Origin of the sequence: Streptomyces sp. MST-110588 (genome assembly GCF_022695595.1) — a bacterium.
Lineage (GTDB): Bacteria > Actinomycetota > Actinomycetes > Streptomycetales > Streptomycetaceae > Streptomyces.
Window position 1 is genome coordinate 4,616,702 of sequence record NZ_CP074380.1, and the last position, 14,846, is coordinate 4,631,547.

Annotated in this window: 11 protein-coding genes, 1 tRNA gene and 1 pseudogene; 6 read left to right on the plus strand and 7 right to left on the minus strand. The window is 71.3% G+C overall.

All coding sequences use genetic code 11. From position 1 onward, the window contains the following. Nucleotides 1–24 precede the first annotated feature (24 nt). Nucleotides 25–2,097, minus strand: coding sequence for a DNA helicase RecQ (gene recQ / locus KGS77_RS20360; RefSeq protein ID WP_242587582.1), 2,073 nt, complete (start codon nucleotides 2,095–2,097; stop codon nucleotides 25–27). A gap of 128 nt (nucleotides 2,098–2,225) precedes the next feature. Here recQ and KGS77_RS20365 point away from each other — a divergent pair. Beyond that, nucleotides 2,226–2,766: pseudogene (locus tag KGS77_RS20365) on the plus strand (replication initiator); the annotation flags it as partial. A gap of 79 nt (nucleotides 2,767–2,845) precedes the next feature. Here the strand turns inward: KGS77_RS20365 and KGS77_RS20370 are convergent. From KGS77_RS20370 to KGS77_RS20380, 3 genes are all read right to left on the minus strand, one after another. Then, nucleotides 2,846–3,292, minus strand: a complete 447-nt coding sequence (locus KGS77_RS20370; RefSeq protein ID WP_242583912.1) for a PIN domain-containing protein — start codon at nucleotides 3,290–3,292, stop codon at nucleotides 2,846–2,848. Then, nucleotides 3,289–3,531 (minus strand): type II toxin-antitoxin system prevent-host-death family antitoxin, encoded by a 243-nt coding sequence (locus tag KGS77_RS20375; RefSeq protein ID WP_242583915.1) that lies wholly within the window; start codon nucleotides 3,529–3,531, stop codon nucleotides 3,289–3,291. Before KGS77_RS20375 ends, KGS77_RS20370 begins: the two co-directional genes overlap by 4 nt. A gap of 133 nt (nucleotides 3,532–3,664) precedes the next feature. After that, nucleotides 3,665–3,737: transfer RNA gene (locus KGS77_RS20380), tRNA-Arg, on the minus strand. Nucleotides 3,738–6,015: 2,278 nt separating this feature from the next. On the opposite strand from KGS77_RS20380, the gene KGS77_RS20385 reads away from it, so the two are divergent. Next, complete coding sequence (locus tag KGS77_RS20385) at nucleotides 6,016–6,573, plus strand: ATP-binding cassette domain-containing protein (protein ID WP_242583917.1); 558 nt, start codon at nucleotides 6,016–6,018, stop codon at nucleotides 6,571–6,573. Here the strand turns inward: KGS77_RS20385 and KGS77_RS20390 are convergent. Beyond that, on the minus strand, nucleotides 6,530–7,318 hold the full coding sequence (locus KGS77_RS20390) for an alpha/beta fold hydrolase (protein ID WP_242583920.1): 789 nt from the start codon (nucleotides 7,316–7,318) through the stop codon (nucleotides 6,530–6,532). The genes KGS77_RS20385 and KGS77_RS20390 overlap by 44 nt on opposite strands. 420 nt (nucleotides 7,319–7,738) lie before the next feature. Here KGS77_RS20390 and KGS77_RS20395 point away from each other — a divergent pair, with 420 nt between their 5' ends. After that, complete coding sequence (locus tag KGS77_RS20395) at nucleotides 7,739–8,152, plus strand: hypothetical protein (protein ID WP_242583921.1); 414 nt, start codon at nucleotides 7,739–7,741, stop codon at nucleotides 8,150–8,152. Between the two features lie 357 nt (nucleotides 8,153–8,509). Here the strand turns inward: KGS77_RS20395 and KGS77_RS20400 are convergent, their stop codons facing one another. Beyond that, nucleotides 8,510–9,178, minus strand: coding sequence for a response regulator transcription factor (locus tag KGS77_RS20400; protein WP_242583923.1), 669 nt, complete (start codon nucleotides 9,176–9,178; stop codon nucleotides 8,510–8,512). Further along, nucleotides 9,166–10,377: a sensor histidine kinase gene (locus KGS77_RS20405; RefSeq protein WP_242583925.1), complete on the minus strand. Its 1,212-nt coding sequence runs from the start codon at nucleotides 10,375–10,377 to the stop codon at nucleotides 9,166–9,168. Before KGS77_RS20405 ends, KGS77_RS20400 begins: the two co-directional genes overlap by 13 nt. 341 nt (nucleotides 10,378–10,718) lie before the next feature. On the opposite strand from KGS77_RS20405, the gene KGS77_RS20410 reads away from it, so the two are divergent. The 3 genes from KGS77_RS20410 to KGS77_RS20420 all read left to right on the plus strand — a co-directional run bounded on the left by KGS77_RS20410 (nucleotide 10,719) and on the right by KGS77_RS20420 (nucleotide 14,810). After that, nucleotides 10,719–11,537 (plus strand): ABC transporter ATP-binding protein, encoded by an 819-nt coding sequence (locus tag KGS77_RS20410; protein WP_242583926.1) that lies wholly within the window; start codon nucleotides 10,719–10,721, stop codon nucleotides 11,535–11,537. Between the two features lie 5 nt (nucleotides 11,538–11,542). Continuing rightward, on the plus strand, nucleotides 11,543–14,305 hold the full coding sequence (locus KGS77_RS20415) for an ABC transporter permease (protein ID WP_347404509.1): 2,763 nt from the start codon (nucleotides 11,543–11,545) through the stop codon (nucleotides 14,303–14,305). A gap of 85 nt (nucleotides 14,306–14,390) precedes the next feature. Next, the gene (locus tag KGS77_RS20420; RefSeq protein ID WP_242583928.1) at nucleotides 14,391–14,810 is read left to right on the plus strand and encodes a hypothetical protein; all 420 of its coding nucleotides are present in this window, start codon (nucleotides 14,391–14,393) and stop codon (nucleotides 14,808–14,810) included. Nucleotides 14,811–14,846 lie beyond the last annotated feature (36 nt).

The following is a 14,846-nucleotide window of genomic DNA, read 5'->3' on the forward strand; positions in this document are numbered from 1 at the left end:
CTACGGCGGCATAAGCGCTTTGTGTCACGTTTTGTCACTCGCAAGGGCGCCCGCTGCCACTGTCGCCTCTCCACGATCTTCGAGATCCTCCGAATCCTCCGGCTCCACCATCTCCCAGGAGTCCCACGGATCCCCCGCGTCCGCTGCCCCGGCCCCACCCCCGGTCACGGCCGCGCTCACGTCCACCCCGGCGTCCGGGGCCGCCGCGCCGTCCCGGGCCGGCTCCCCGTTCCCTTCCCCGTCCCCCTCGTCCACGAGCACGGCCAGGATCTGGGCGCCGTACTTCGCCAGTTTGTTCTCGCCCACCCCGTTGACCGTGGCGAGGGCGGAGACGTCGGCCGGCCGGGCGGTGGCGATCTCCCGGAGCGTGGCGTCGTGGAAGATCACGTACGCGGGTACGCCCTGCTCCTTGGCGGTACGGGCGCGCCAGGCGCGGAGCGCCTCGAACAGCGGCCGGTCCTCCTCGGGGAGGTCGGCGGGCACCGAGCGGCGCTCCTTGGCGGCCTTGGCCGCCTTGGCGGCGCGGGCCGGCTTCTCCGGCTCGCGCCGCATCGGCACCTGGCGGGTGCCGCGCAGCACCTCGCCGCTGGCTTCGGTGAGCACCAGCGTGCCGTAGTCACCCTCAACCGCCAGGAGGCCCTGGGCGAGCAACTGACGGACCACGCCCCGCCATTCGGCCTCGCGCAGGTCCTCGCCGATGCCGAAGACGCTCAGCGCATCATGGTCGAACTGGATGACCTTGGCGGTCTTGCGGCCCAGCAGGATGTCGATGATCTGTCCGGCGCCGAACTTCTGTCCGCGCTCCCGCTGCAGCCGCACCACCGTCGACAGCAGTTTCTGTGCGGCGACCGTGCCGTCCCAGGTCTGCGGCGGTGCCAGGCACGTGTCGCAGTTGCCGCAGGCTGTGGACTGCTGCCCGAAGTAGGCCAGCAGCCGCACCCGCCGGCACTGGACCGTCTCGCACAGCGCGAGCATCGCGTCCAGGTGCGCGGACAGCCGCCGCCGGTGGGTGTCGTCGCCCTCCGAGCCGTCGATCATCTTCCGCTGCTGTACGACGTCCTGAAGGCCGTACGCCAGCCAGGCGGTGGACGGACGGCCGTCCCGGCCCGCGCGTCCGGTCTCCTGGTAGTACCCCTCCACGGACTTCGGCAGGTCCAGGTGGGCCACGAAGCGTACGTCCGGCTTGTCGATGCCCATGCCGAACGCGATCGTGGCGACCACGACCAGGCCGTCCTCGCGCAGGAACCGCGCCTGGTGCGCGGCGCGCGTACGGGAGTCCAGCCCGGCGTGGTACGGGACGGCGGGGATGCCGTTGCGCACCAGGAACTCCGCGGTCTTCTCCACGGACGCCCGCGACAGGCAGTAGACGATGCCCGCGTCACCGGGGTGCTCGGTGCGCAGCAGCTCCAGCAACTGCCGCTTGGGGTCGTTCTTCGCCTCGATGCGGTACTGGATGTTGGGCCGGTCGAAGCTGGCGACGAAGTGCCGGGCGTCCTGCATGCGCAGCCGCGTGGTGATCTCGGCGTGGGTGGCGTCGGTGGCGGTGGCGGTCAGCGCGATCCGCGGTACGTCCGGCCAGCGCTCGTGCAGCATCGACAGGGCCAGGTAGTCGGGCCGGAAGTCGTGTCCCCACTGGGCCACGCAGTGTGCTTCGTCGATCGCGAAGAGCGCGACCTTCCCCCGGTCCAGCAGGCTCAGCGTCTGCTCCACCCGCAGCCGCTCCGGCGCCAGGTACAGCAGGTCCAGCTCCCCGGCGAGGAATTCGGCCTCCACCAGGCGCCGCTCTTCGAGGTCCTGTGTGGAGTTCAGGAACCCGGCCCGTACGCCCAGCGCGCGCAGCGCGTCGACCTGGTCCTGCATGAGGGCGATCAGGGGGGAGACCACCACCCCGACGCCGGGCCGCACCAGCGCCGGGATCTGGTAGCACAGCGACTTGCCGCCGCCGGTCGGCATCAGGACGACGGCGTCCCCACCGCCTATGACGTGCTCGATGATCTCCTGCTGACTGCCACGGAAGGCGTCATAACCAAAGACCCGGCGCAGCACCTCCACCGCGCCACCCGCCCGGGCCCCGTCCACCCCGTCGTCTGCATCCATGCCCTCGACCACTTCCACGTCCGCCTGCCTCATCCCTGAAGCGTACGAGTTCCGCCCCCACCCCGCTGGCCCTGTGGACAACTCCCGCACTACGCCCCCGCGGACCCCGAAGCCCGATCCGGGCCCACTACGAAGCCGCCGTCCTCTGGAGCGCGCACGCAGGTGCCCTCTGGCGGCGCTTCTCCATCTACCTGCGGCGGAAGGTCGCCAAGCGCGCCGGCCTCACCCAACGCGCGTTCCGGCAGTACGCCCGGGTGTCCTTCGCCAAGGTCGCCGAGTACGAGAAGCGCGGTGCCGTCCGCCTCCACGCCATCATCCGCCTCGACGGCCCCACCGGCAGCGACACCCCGCCACCCCCCTGGGCCACCGCCGCATTACTCGCCGACGCCATCCAGGCGGCCACGGCCGCCCGCGTGGACGGCCCGGTCATCGACGGCCGGGCACACGTCTTCACCTTCGGCCGCCAGCTCACGTACGCACCATCCGCTCGGCCGCCTTCGACGACGGCCAGGAGCTGACCGAACGGGCCGTGGCCTTGTACATCGCCAAGTACGCCACAAGGGCGCCGAGACCGCGACCGGAGCCCTCGACCGCCCGCTGAAGTTCCTCGCCGCACGCGTCCAGCTCGACATCAGCGACCATGCCCGCCGCCTGATCCGAACGGGTTTCTCGCAGCTTCCCATGACGACACGCTCTACGCGGCCTTCGTGCTCGCCATCGCGATGGGCCCCCGCCAAGGCCGCTGTGACTACAGATCTTCGGGTAGGAGCCGGAATGCCGGGTGGCCGGTCAGAGGCCGGACCATGCGGAAGTGGTGGTCGGTGGTGAGTAGGGCGTCGGTGCGGTAGGCGGCGGCGAGGGCGACGTTCATGGCGTCTGTGAGGCCGATGCCTTTGCCGCCGTCAGCGTCCGCGTAGCCTTCGGCGACCGCGATCGCCGCGCTCAGGTGAGTGCTGACGGAGGGCACCTCGAAGCGTCGGGTTGCGACGTTACGCTCGATGAAGCGCGCAGCGATCAGGGCCTTCTGGGCTCCGGCACGGGTCGAGATCAGGTAGTCCAGTTCGGCCAGGACCATGGGGGAGATGATGAGGTGGCTGGTTGCTGCCAGGGCCTTCTTGTGTTCCTGGTGGCCGGTGAGTTTTGGGTCGAGCAGGCGGTACAGGCCGTTGGTGCCGGCGACGGCAACCAGGCTCACGCGCCCATCCCCTTGAGGGTGTCCTCGATCTCGTCGTCGGTGAGGTCGGGCAGGCCGAGTTCGGGGAGGTCGAGGTTGCCCATGGCGTCGGTCGGGTACGGGGGCACATCCGTGTCGCTTATCGGGACGACCCGTGCGACGGGGGCCCCGTTCTTGGTGACGGTGACGGTCTCGCCGCGGGCTGCTGCGGCGAGGATCTGGGAGGACTTCTGGTTGAACTCCCGGGCCGTGGTCTCCATGTAGTACATGTTGCTACGCGAGTGCTGACGTTACTCATCGCGCCGTCCCCATCAGGTTCCCGTGGCGGGTAAAAAACACCCCTCCGCGGTATTCGCGGAGGGGTGTTTTGTCCAATTGTCTGGCGCTTTATCGTGCCCCCGGCAGGATTCGAACCTGCGACACCCGCTTTAGGAGAGCGGTGCTCTATCCCCTGAGCTACGGAGGCCGGGGCCGGCAAAACGCCTTGTCGAAAACTCGGCGGGCGAGCTTCGGGCGGCTTACGCAAACCCTCTGGTCAGACGGTCCGCGCCAGGCTCTCCTGGGATGGGTGAGCGTGGCTGCGGCGGGGCTCCGGCTGGCCGCTGCCAGGGTAGCGGATGTGTGTGCCGCCGTGCGCTCCGGATGCCGGCTGGCGGTGTCAGACCTGGTACTCGGAGGATTGGGGCAGGTCAGGGGCGCTTTTGACGAAGGCGCGCGATCGGTTGGGATGGCGGCTGGTACGTTTGGTGTGCTTTCTGGGGGTTACGGGTGTTCTGTTGGTTTATCCCAGGTGAAGCGCGGTCGGTCTGTCGAGGTGCGGCGGGCTGCAGGCGGTGTAGTCGGTGGCCGTCGCCCGGTGACCCGCTCGCGGGGGTGTCGGCGGCGTGATCTCTTTCGGTATCGACCGGTTGTTCGGGTTCGGCCTCGCCTCGCTCGCGGTTGTCTGGCCGCACGCGGCAGCGGATGACGCCACCCGTCCGGCCGGCGCGGTGTGGCACCCCGATTGTGCGGGCTGCCTCTTACGGGGCGTTGGCTTCGGTGCGCCGTAGAGAGGCGGGTGTACGTCCGAGGAAGTCCTGAGCGGTACGGGTGAGGTGGACCTGGTCGGCGAAGCCTGCGGTGGCTGCGGCCAGGGCGGCAGTCGAATCGAGCCGGACCGGCCCCGGCTGCTGGAGCGGTCGGCCGGTGCGGTGGTCCGGCTGGTGGTGAACGCCCTGTATACCGTCTGGGCGGTCGCCACGAGCAGATCCGCTGCACAGCTCAGCGGTATCTCGGGTCGGCTGGTCGTCGGCCGGGTGAGTGCGGTCGACACCATGGGAAGGACCGTGCATACGGACGGCGCGGTTCCATCGATCGGTTACGACGCCCTGATGTACGCGGCGGGCGGCCGGGCGCGGCGGAGGTGCGGTCGTGATGGTCGGTGCAGGGCTGGGCGGGCTGGAAACCGCTGCGGAACTGGCCGAGATTGGCCCCCCATCTGCACGTCCGGCTGTTCACCCACGCCGACGACCGCCCGTGCGGATTCGTTCTGACAGGACGAGCCGCGGCGGCATCCAAGGAGCAAGGAGGCTGTTCTGCGAAGCACGGTATGTTCCGGGACGCGTGGGGGGCCGGGCCGTGATGAGTGGGATCGCTGAACCAATGCGCCCGTGCTACTTCCTGACGCCGGAGCAGGTCGGCAATGAGTCGAAAGAGCGCGGGAACGGCTCGTCCTGCTCCTACACCCGGAGGAGTCCGGCATTACCCGTTTCGTCCATGGCGGGCGGGTTTTGAGTTTCTCGCTTCCGGTGCCGGAAAGGGAAGTCAGGGAAATGAAGAGGTATGTGCTCCGTGCGGTGATGGCCGTCGGTTGCGGCAATGTTGCGCAATGCAGTCGAGAGTGGGTCTGCAAGCGGTCGGTGATTCCCGTCGGCCGGAAAAGCGACCTGAGGGTCGGAACCGGGCACCCGTTTCGTCTATGGGCGCATCCCTCGACGCGGAAAGCCGTACGCGGATGAACTGCGCGTACGGTCCGAAGGAAAAGCACGGCTGCGGCCGTGCCATCCGGACAGTGTAGCGGGTGACGTCCCCGGCCGGGTGTGCATCCTTCCCCGCGGGCGGCGCCCTGTGCGCCCGGCCATCGTGTGCCGGCAGGCGTGCGGCGGGTCGCGGCGGATGCGTACGCGTACGTAAGGGGCATGTGTGGCGGTGAGACATTGGCCACGGTCATCTCATTCCGACGGGTCGGTTCTGTCTCCTCCAACTCCCGTACGGCGGGTACGTCTTCGCAGGGCGCGAAGCCGCTCCTCCGCTCGGGGAAGCCTTGTGAAAACCGCCCCGGACAAGGGTTCGCGGGGTCTTGGCGGCCGTGTCCCGGTGTCCCGTACCCCCCTGTACTTCCCACTGTGCACACGCTGGCAACCGCCCCGTACGGCCCCCGTCACCGGTGTCGCGGCCCGGGCGTGACAGGAATGAAACCGGACACGTGGAACGCGATCGCGTCTCACTACGTGATCATTAGTGGCGCACTGCCGCGCGTTCGGGTTGGTTTCATTGCCGGACGGTTCCTCTTCCGCGATCCTGCGTTAGGGCCACGCGGTCGACGGAGGGTGCTTGCACTACCGCCTTTGGATAGTTAGCTGTACCTGCCGCCCTCTTGCGGGCACCCCTGTTCGGGGCTGCTCGGTATAGGTATCTTGCTGTATGTGACGCGTCAGTAGGGAAAGGGTGCGGGTCATTTCGCCGCAATATAGGAGAGGGTATCGATGAGCCACGTGACGTCGACCGACCTGATCGACCGCGCGTCTGAAATCGTCACCCTTGAAAACGTAACAAAAATATACGAGTCCGGGTCGCGGGCCGTGTGCGCGCTGCGGAATGTCAGCCTGGCCGTGAACTCCGGGGTCTTCCTCGCCGTAATGGGTGAGGACCGGCCCGGTAAGACGACCCTGCTGAAGTGTCTGTCCGGCGAGATCCAGCCGTCCTCGGGCGGTGTGCGCCATGGGACGCCGGAGGCCCGTGGGACCGTCGTGGAATGGCTCGGGGCGGACGGGACCGGCCCGGGCGAGGAGACCCTGCCCGGCCGCCACCCGCGGCTGCTGCTGGTCGACGAGGGCGGCGAGGAGGTCGGCGCCGCGCTGCGCCGGGCGGTGCAGCGCCCGGGCGTCGCGGCCGTGATGACCACGACGGAACCGGCCGCCGCCGCCTGCGCGGACGCCGTGGTGTTCCTGCACGGCGGGGCCGTCGTCGACATGGTCGCCGACGCCGGCCCCGACCGGATCAGCGAGTGCCTGGAGCGTTCCGCCCGCCTGGGACCGTGCTGAGCACCCGGTCGACGATTCCCAGCAGCGGCCCGGCGTCGTGCAGGAAGAAGTGGTCCCCGGGCAGCTCGTAGCTCTCGAACGGCCCGCTGACGTGCTGTGCCCACTCCTTGACGTGGTGGTGGGCGGCCTCGGGGTCCGAGGTCCCGGCGAACGCGGTCACCGGCAGTGCAAGCATTTCGCCCGGCTCCGGCAGGCCGCTCTGCGCCAGTTCGAAGTCCGCCCGCATCATCGGCAGCAGCAGCTCGATCAGCTCGGGGTTGTTCAGGAACTCCGGCGGGGCGCCGTTCATGTCCCGGATCTCCGCCAGCAGTCCGGCGTCCGGCAGCAGGTGCCGCCGGCTCTTGGCGGGGTGCGGGACGCAGCCGGACAGGAAGACGTGCGCGGGCCGCGGCAGCCCGTTCTCGCACAGGTACCGGGCCAGTGCGAAGGCGATCCCGCCGCCCAGGCTGTGCCCGAACAGGGCGAAGGGCTTGTCGAACCAGCCCGCCAGGTTCCGCGCGAGCAGCGGCACCAGCTCCTCCATGCGCGTCATCGGCGGCTCGCTGAACCGCTCCTCACGGCCGGGCAGCAGCACCGGGCAGACCTCGACCCGCTCGTCCAGCAGCGCGCTCCAGCCGCGGAAGATGCTGGACCCGCCGCCCGCGTACGGGAAGCACAGCAGCCGCAGCTCCGCCGCGGGCCGGGCCGGGCGGGCCACCGCCCAGCGGGGGGCGGGGCGTTGGGTGGGACGCTGGTTCGCGGGCACGTGGGTCACCTTTCGACGTCGGTACGGGGAGCGGCGAGCACCTCGCCCGGGCCGGTCCGCCGGCCGTGGCCGGCACGGGGCCGCGGACCAGCCCGCGCGGCCCGCGCGTGGGGGGTGGCGGTCCGCCGCATGCTGTCATCGCGGTGCCGGGCGGCGGCAGGTCTTTAAGGCTGGACGCAACTTCCCTGGTGAGCAGGGGTGTCGGGGCTGCCACAGCTCACTGAACCCGCGATGGTGGTGCAGGCTCCACCCCGGTTCGGGTACGCGGTGTACTGCCCCGGACGATCCGTGCGGACACCATGGATGCAGACGGCGCGGCCAGAGCGTGCCCGATACGGCGGGTACGGGCCGGTGGCCGTTACGGCAACCGGCAGCGTCACCCGACGGCCGCCCGACGGACTTTCCTAGGAGAGCAGCACGATGAATGCCGCACCGGACCCGAAGCGATCCTCGCGCCGCAGGTGGCGTCCCGCGACCAAGGCGGTCCTGGCGGCCGTCGTCCTGGTTCCGCTGAGCCTTGGCATGGCCGGCTGCGACGCCGACTCCACGAAGAAGGCCGCCAACCGCTCCGACGCCTGCGAGAAGATCATGTCGCTGTCCAACTCGCTGGGCGAGAAGAAGGACACCGCGACGGCCAAGAAGGAAGCCAAGGAACTCGCCGACGAGCTGGACAAGCTGGCGGACGAGAAGAACGACGACAAGCTCCGCAAGGCCGCGAAGGAGCTGCGGACCATCAACCCCGGCGGTGAGCCGGAGTCGGTGGGCGAGATCATCAAGGAGACGTCGAAGCGGATGAAGATCATCCGTAACGCCTGCGTCAACATCGGGGACTGACCCGGGCGGGCGTCCCCCGCCGCCAAGAGCCGGGACTCCGGCGCGGTTGGCCATCCCCCGTTGCGACCGCGCGTGGAATCCCCTTCTCCCGGGTGTTCGGAGTCCCCCGTCTCCGGACACCCGGGCCTTCTCGCGCCCCGCGCCGCCCGGTAAGTGGCGGCGCGGGGCGCTGCTTTGTCTCCGTGTGAGTTCGTCTTCGTATGAGTTCGTCCTCGTACGGGTTGGTCCTCGTACGGGTCCGTCTTCGTACGGGTCCGTCTTCGTACGGGTACGTCTTCGTACGGGTCCGTACGAGGCGGGGCGGCGCCGCACCCACCCGGTGCCGCGCCGCCCCGTAACGCCCTCCGGGGGTCCTGCCTAAGCAGGCTGTTCAGGCGCGCTGTTGTTCAGATACGCCAGCACCGCCAGCACCCGGCGGTGCACGTTCCCGCCCTCGGGCGGCAGGCCGAGCTTGTCGAAGACCCCGCGGATGTGCTTGCTGACGGCGCGCTCGGTGACCACGAGCTTCTCCGCGATGGCGCCGTTGGCCAGGCCCTGCGCCATCATCTCCAGCACCTCGTGCTCACGCGGCGTCAGGCTCTGCAGGGGCCGGGCCGCGGACTTCTGGCTGAGGATCTCGGTGACCACCTCGGGGTCCAGGGCCGTGCCGCCGCTGGTGATCCGCTCCAGCGCCTCCAGGAACTGCTCCACCCGGCCCACCCGGTCCTTGAGCAGATAGCCGATGCCGCGCGCCCCCTGGGCCAGCAGCTCGGCGGCGTACGCCTGTTCCACGTACTGCGACAGCACCAGGATCGGCAGGTCGGGCAGTTCCCGGCGGGCCTGGACGGCGGCGCGCAGCCCCTCGTCACGGAAGGACGGCGGCAGCCGGACGTCCAGGACGGCGGCGTCCGGCCGGTGTTCGCGCAGGGCGGGCATCACCTCCGGCCCGGCGGTGCACGTCGCCACCACCTCGTGCCCGTTGCTGGTCAGCAACAGGACCATTCCCTCTCGCAGCAGCGTGTTGTCCTCTGCGATCACGATCCGCACGGCAGCTCCACTTTCAGCTTGGTCGGCCCACCTGGGGGGCTGGACAGGCCGGCCGTGCCGTCGAGCGCGGCGACGCGCCGGCGGATTCCGACCAGGCCGCTGCCCTCGTGCTCGTCGGCACCGCCGCGGCCGTTGTCGGTCACGGTGACCGTCAGCATGCCGTTGCCCCGGGTGAAGCGTACCGATGCCTGAGTGGCGCCCGAGTGCTTGCGGATGTTGGTCAGGGCCTCGGCGACCACGAAGTACGCCGCCGCCTCCACCGAGGCCGGCAGCCTGAAGGAGTGTTCCACCGAGCCCAGGCTCATCTCGACCGGGATCTCCGAGGACGCCGCCAGGGCCCGTACGGCGCCGGCCAGTCCCCGGTCGGTGAGCACCGGCGGATGCACCGTACGCACCACGTGCCGCAGGTGGGCGAGCGCGCCCTCCACGCCCTGCTGCGCCTCGTCCAGCCGCTGCAGCGCGGCGTCCGGGTCGGTGCGCACCTGCTGCTTGGCCAGTCCGATGCGCATGGACAGGGCCACCAACTGGGCCTGTACGCCGTCGTGCAGGTCCCGTTCGATACGGCGCAGCTCGGCGCTGTGCGCCTCCACGGCGCCGGCCCGGCTCTCGGACAGCTCGGCGATCCGCTCCTCCAGCCAGGCGGAGGGCGTGTGGCGCAGCAGCGCCGCCGAGCACCGGGCCTGGGCGTCGGCCAGCGACCCCAGGCGGCGCAGGACCAGGGAGTTGGGGGGCTTGGCGGGGGTGCCGTAGCGGTCCTCGCGGCGCCGGGCCAGCGCGCCGCCCACCCCCATGTGCAGCCCGTCCACGGCCACTCCGGCCACCCACACGGCGACGGCCAGGACGCAGAAGGCCACGGCGCACACGATCTGTACGGGAAGCCAGCGGGCGTCGCGCCAGGTGCCGGGGTCGGTCAGGGACAGCCGCAGCCGGTCGGCCGGTGTCCCGTCGAGCGGGAGGTACTGCTCGGGGATGGGCGAGCGCAGCCGCGTCCCCGCCCGCACCCGCTCGTATCCGGCCAGTCTGCGCTGTAATTTGACCAGATCCGGCCAGGCCGGGGCACCGATGACGATCGCCACGAAGAACAGCGCCAGCGGCACCGCACACGCCATCAGAAAGCTGAACCAGGCCACCGCGACACTGACGAGCAGGTACCAGGTGTCACGCCAGGAGCGCTCTATCTGGGCGGAGAAGTCGTGCATGGTGGGTCTCCCTGGTGGGCGGCACGGGCATCCGGTCCCGGCGCACGGACAACGGTCGCGGGAGTGGAGAACCGGCGGATGAAGGGCGCGGAACGCAGAGGATACGGATCACATTAATCCGCCCCGCGCCCGGCCGTGGTGTCCCGGACACCCCGGTCGTGGTGCCACGGGTACCCAGCCCGTGGTGGAGCTGGCTGAACCCCATGACGGGTGTGCGCCCTATCGTGTCCGGCCTGCCCGGTCCGTAGCGTTCCCACCAGGTAAGGAACTGTCCGGTGCGACAGGCCGGTCGGCCGCCCCGCAACCGGCGGTTCGGTCGTACAGGCCCGGAGGGCGCGCGCATGGTCAGGCTTCGCAACGGGAAACGTGCCACGGCGAAGGCCGGCACGAAAGGGGCTTCGCACGACTACGAGTCCGGCCCCGTGGCGGCGCTCTCACTGGAGTCCGTCACCCGCCGCTACCAGCGCAACGGCAAGGCGGTCAACGCCCTGGACGACGTCAGCGTCACCGTCGCCCCCGGCCGGTTCATGGCGGTCATGGGCCGCTCCGGCTCCGGCAAGACCACGTTCCTGCAGTGCTCGGCCGGGCTGGACCAGCCGACCTCGGGGACCGTACGGATCGGGGAGACCGACCTGTCCAAGCTCAGCGAGACGGCCCTGACCCGGCTGCGCCGCGAGCGCATCGGCTTCATCTTCCAGGCGCTGAACCTGGTGCCCTCGCTGACGGTGGCGGAGAACACCGCGCTGCCGCTGCTGCTGGGCGGCGAGGACCCCCAGGACCCGACCGTACGGGAACGGGCCCTGCGCGTGCTGGAGTCGGTGGGGATGGCCGAGCGGGCGGACGACTCGCCGCTGCGGCTCTCCGGCGGCCAGCAGCAGCGGGTGGCCATCGCCCGCGCCCTGGTCACCAACCCCGCCGTGATCTTCGCGGACGAGCCCACCGGCGCCCTGGACCCGGTCACGGCCCGGGACGTGCTGGTGCTGCTGCGGGACGCGGTGGACCGCGAGGGCCACACCGTCGTGATGGTCACCCACGACCCGGTGGCCGCCTCCTGGACCGATGAGGCCCTGTTCATCGAGGCCGGCTGCGTCGTCAACCGCCTGACGGGCCCCGACCCCAACTCTGTCGCGCAGGCCATGGCACAGCTCGGGGAGCGGTGAGCGCCGTGCCGCTGCAGACACACCAGCGCACCGACGGGGCCACCGGGCGGCGCCCGGCGGACCCGGCCCGTACGCAGGACAGCCCCTCCCGCACCCGGCGCACCTCCCGCTTCCTGGCCACCCGCTCCATGCGGCTGCACCGCAAGGCGTGGGCGGCGGTCTTCGCGGCCCTGGTGCTCACCTCCCTGATGCTGGCGGGCTTCGGGCTGACCCTGCTGTCGGCCGCCATCGGCCATGCGCACGTGGAGCGGTACGCCGCCACCGCCGCGGTGGTCACCGGCGACCAGAGCACCGACTACACGGCCAAGCCCTGGGGCTCGGAGCCCAAGCACACCAGCGCGGCCCTGACCGAGCGGGTACGGGTGCCGCGTACGGCGCTGAAGCGGATCGAGGCCGTACCGGGCGTCAAGGCGGCGATCGCCGACGACGCCTTCCCCGTCGCGCTCGCCGGGAAGGGCCGGGGCGCCGTCCTGGGCCCGGACGGCGACTCCGGCCCCTCCCCGGTCTACGGTCACAGCTGGGACGCCGCCGCGCTGGCGCCGTTCACCCTGCGCTCCGGGCGCGCCCCCGCCGCGCCCGACCAGGTCGTCCTGGACGGCGACCTCGCCGCGCGGGCCGGGGTGCGGGTGGGCGACACCATCCGGGCCCAGGCCCTGGACGCGCCCGCCACGTACCGTGTCTCGGGCATCGCCGCGCCCCAAGGCAAGGGCGACACCGCGGGCCTGGGCCACCAGGGCGCCGTCTTCTTCAGCGAGCAGCGGGCCCGGGAACTGGCCGGCCACCCCGGCACCACCGACGCCATCGGCGTCCTGGCCGACCCGGGAGCCGACGCCGCCGAGCTCCACGACGCGCTGCGTACGGCCCTGGACGGCGAGCACCCGGTCCGCAGCGCCACCGCCGAGCACCGCTTCGACCAGGACAACACCTCGCTGCGCGTCCTGACCGGTCAGGCGCGCGGCGAACCGGAGTTCCTGACCGCGGCCCCCAGCCGGTGGAGCCTGATGGCGCTGATGGGACAGGTCTGCGCGATCGTCGTGATGATCGCCGTGCTGGTCGTCTCCAGCACCGTCGCCCAGGCCATCCACCAGCGCGCCCGGGAGATGGCGCTGCTGCGCGCGGTGGGAGCCACCCCCCGGCAACTGCGCGCCACCGTCAGCCGGGAGATCAACGTGGTGGCCACCGCCGCCGCCCTGGTCGGCGCGGTCGGCGCGGTGCCCGTGTTCATCCTGCTGATCCACCTGCTGCGCTCGCGCGGCGCCGTACCCATCGGCCTGGAACTGCCCATGCCGGTGTGGATCTTCGCGGCCCCGCTGGTCACCGCCGGCCTGACGCTGCTGGTGGCCCGCATATCCGCCGCCCTGTCCGCCGGCCGGATCGCCAAGGTGCGGCCCGCGCAGGCGATGGGCGAGGCACAGAGCGAGCCGGAGCGGCCCGGCCGCGGACGGTTCGTCACCGGCATGGTGCTGCTGCTGGCGGGCATCGCCGCGGGCGGTACGGCGGTGCTCCAGTTCGGCGAGATGGCCGCGATGGCGGCCGGCACCGCCGCGATGACCCTGGTGATCTCCTGTGCGCTGCTCGGGCCCTGGATCGCCCGCGGCTCCATGCGGGTGCTCGGCGGGGCGGCCCGGCGGATCGGCGGGGCCGGCGGCTACCTGGCGGCGGCGGCCTGCCGGGCCAACTCCCGCCGTCTGGGCGCCGCGATCACCCCGATCATCCTCGTGGTGGCCTTCGTCGGCGTACAGCTCTCGGCCGGCGCGACCATGGACCGGCAGGGCGGCAAGCAGGCCGGCTTGTCCATGCGCGCGGAGCTGGCGGCCGTCACCGACGGGCCGGGCATCCCCGACGAGGCGGTGCGCCGCATCGCGAAGGTGCCCGGAGTGGCCACGGCTTCCGGGGTCCTGCACTCCACCGTCGTACTGGCCCGCAAGGAGGCGGGCGAACCCAAGCTGGACCGGCTGCCGGTCATGGCACTGGACCACTCGGCGCTGCCCGCCACGATCGACCCGGACGTCATCAAGGGCGACCTGAAGAACCTGGGCAGGGGCACCGTCGCGGTGGGCAAGGACCGGGCCCGCTCGCTGGATCTGGACATCGGCTCGAAGGTCACCGTCCGCTACGGCGACGGCGCCAACATCACCCTGAAGGTCGCCGCCGTCTACGACCGGGCGCTGGCCCTGGGCGACTTCCTCTTCGACCCGCGGGAGCTGGCGCCGCACCTGGCCGCGCCGCTGAACACCCGCGTCCTGATCAGCCTGGCGCCCGGCGCCGACCCGGCCAGGGTCAAGGACGCGGCGCAGCGGCAACTGGCGGACGCCGCCCTCGGCGCGAAGATCGTGGACCAGCCCAAGGGCGAGCACCTCCAGACCGAGGACCGCGGGGTGGGCGAGGTGATCACCGTGGTCGCGGTGGGCGTGATCGGCGGGTTCACCGTCATTGCCGTACTGAGCACCCTGACCCTCATCATGATCGGACGGCGCCAGGAAGTGACGCTGCTGCGCCTGGTGGGCGCCGGACGGCGGCAACTGCGGTGGATGCTGCGCATCGAGGCGGCCACCGTGATCCTGGTGGGCCTGGTGGTCGGCACCGCGGTCGCCCTGGTGCCGCTGACGGCGCTGAGCGTCGCCCTGACCGGGTCCGTGCCCTACATCCCGCCCACCGAGGCAGGAGTCACCGTCCTGGTGGTGGTGCTGACGGCCTGTGCGGGGTACCTGCTGCCCCTGAGGTCGGTGCTGCGCAAGCGGCACCCGGCCGGCACCGGCCGCGGGTGACCCCGGGACCGCACCGGCACCGGCCGTGCGGCGCCTCGGACCGCCGGGACCGCGAGATGAAGAAAGAGAACAGGAGAGCAGACTGATGGCAGCCCGTATGTGGGTGGCGAGTTCACTGGCCGTGGTGGCGGCGGCAGCACTGGTACTCAGTGCCTTCCAGCCGTGGTACGGGGGCCGCGAACCCAAGGGGGTACCGGCGGCGGACCTGTTCCAGGGCCTGGAGTCCGGCGCGTCCGGCTCTCTCGGCACGTCCATGCTGCTGCCGCTGGCCGGCGCCGCGCTGATCGCGCTGATCGCCCTGGTGGTCCGCTCCCGGGTGGCGCTGGCGGTCTCCGGGCTCGTGGCGCTGGCCACCTGCGTGCTGTGGTGGATCCAGCAGGGCAAGGTGGCCTCCTTTGCGATCACCGACCTGGAGAGCGGGTTCCGCAACGCGGCGGGCGCCGTGCTCTTCCTGCTGGTCGCGGTCGCCGTACTGCCCGGCCGTGAAGGGGGACGCCGGTCCTGAGTCCGGGCCGCCGAACCGGCCCGCAAACCCCGGCCC

Bases quoted from the DNA above. Each gene is read 5' to 3' on its own strand.
- KGS77_RS20375 (WP_242583915.1), bottom strand. From the start codon at position 3,531: ATGGAGACCACGGCCCGGGAGTTCAACCAGAAGTCCTCCCAGATCCTC.
- KGS77_RS20405 (WP_242583925.1), bottom strand. From the start codon at position 10,377: ATGCACGACTTCTCCGCCCAGATAGAGCGCTCCTGGCGTGACACCTGG.
- KGS77_RS20410 (WP_242583926.1), top strand. From the start codon at position 10,719: ATGGTCAGGCTTCGCAACGGGAAACGTGCCACGGCGAAGGCCGGCACG.
- KGS77_RS20420 (WP_242583928.1), top strand. From the start codon at position 14,391: ATGGCAGCCCGTATGTGGGTGGCGAGTTCACTGGCCGTGGTGGCGGCG.
- KGS77_RS20385 (WP_242583917.1), top strand. From the start codon at position 6,016: ATGAGCCACGTGACGTCGACCGACCTGATCGACCGCGCGTCTGAAATC.
- recQ (WP_242587582.1), bottom strand. From the start codon at position 2,097: ATGGATGCAGACGACGGGGTGGACGGGGCCCGGGCGGGTGGCGCGGTG.
- KGS77_RS20395 (WP_242583921.1), top strand. From the start codon at position 7,739: ATGAATGCCGCACCGGACCCGAAGCGATCCTCGCGCCGCAGGTGGCGT.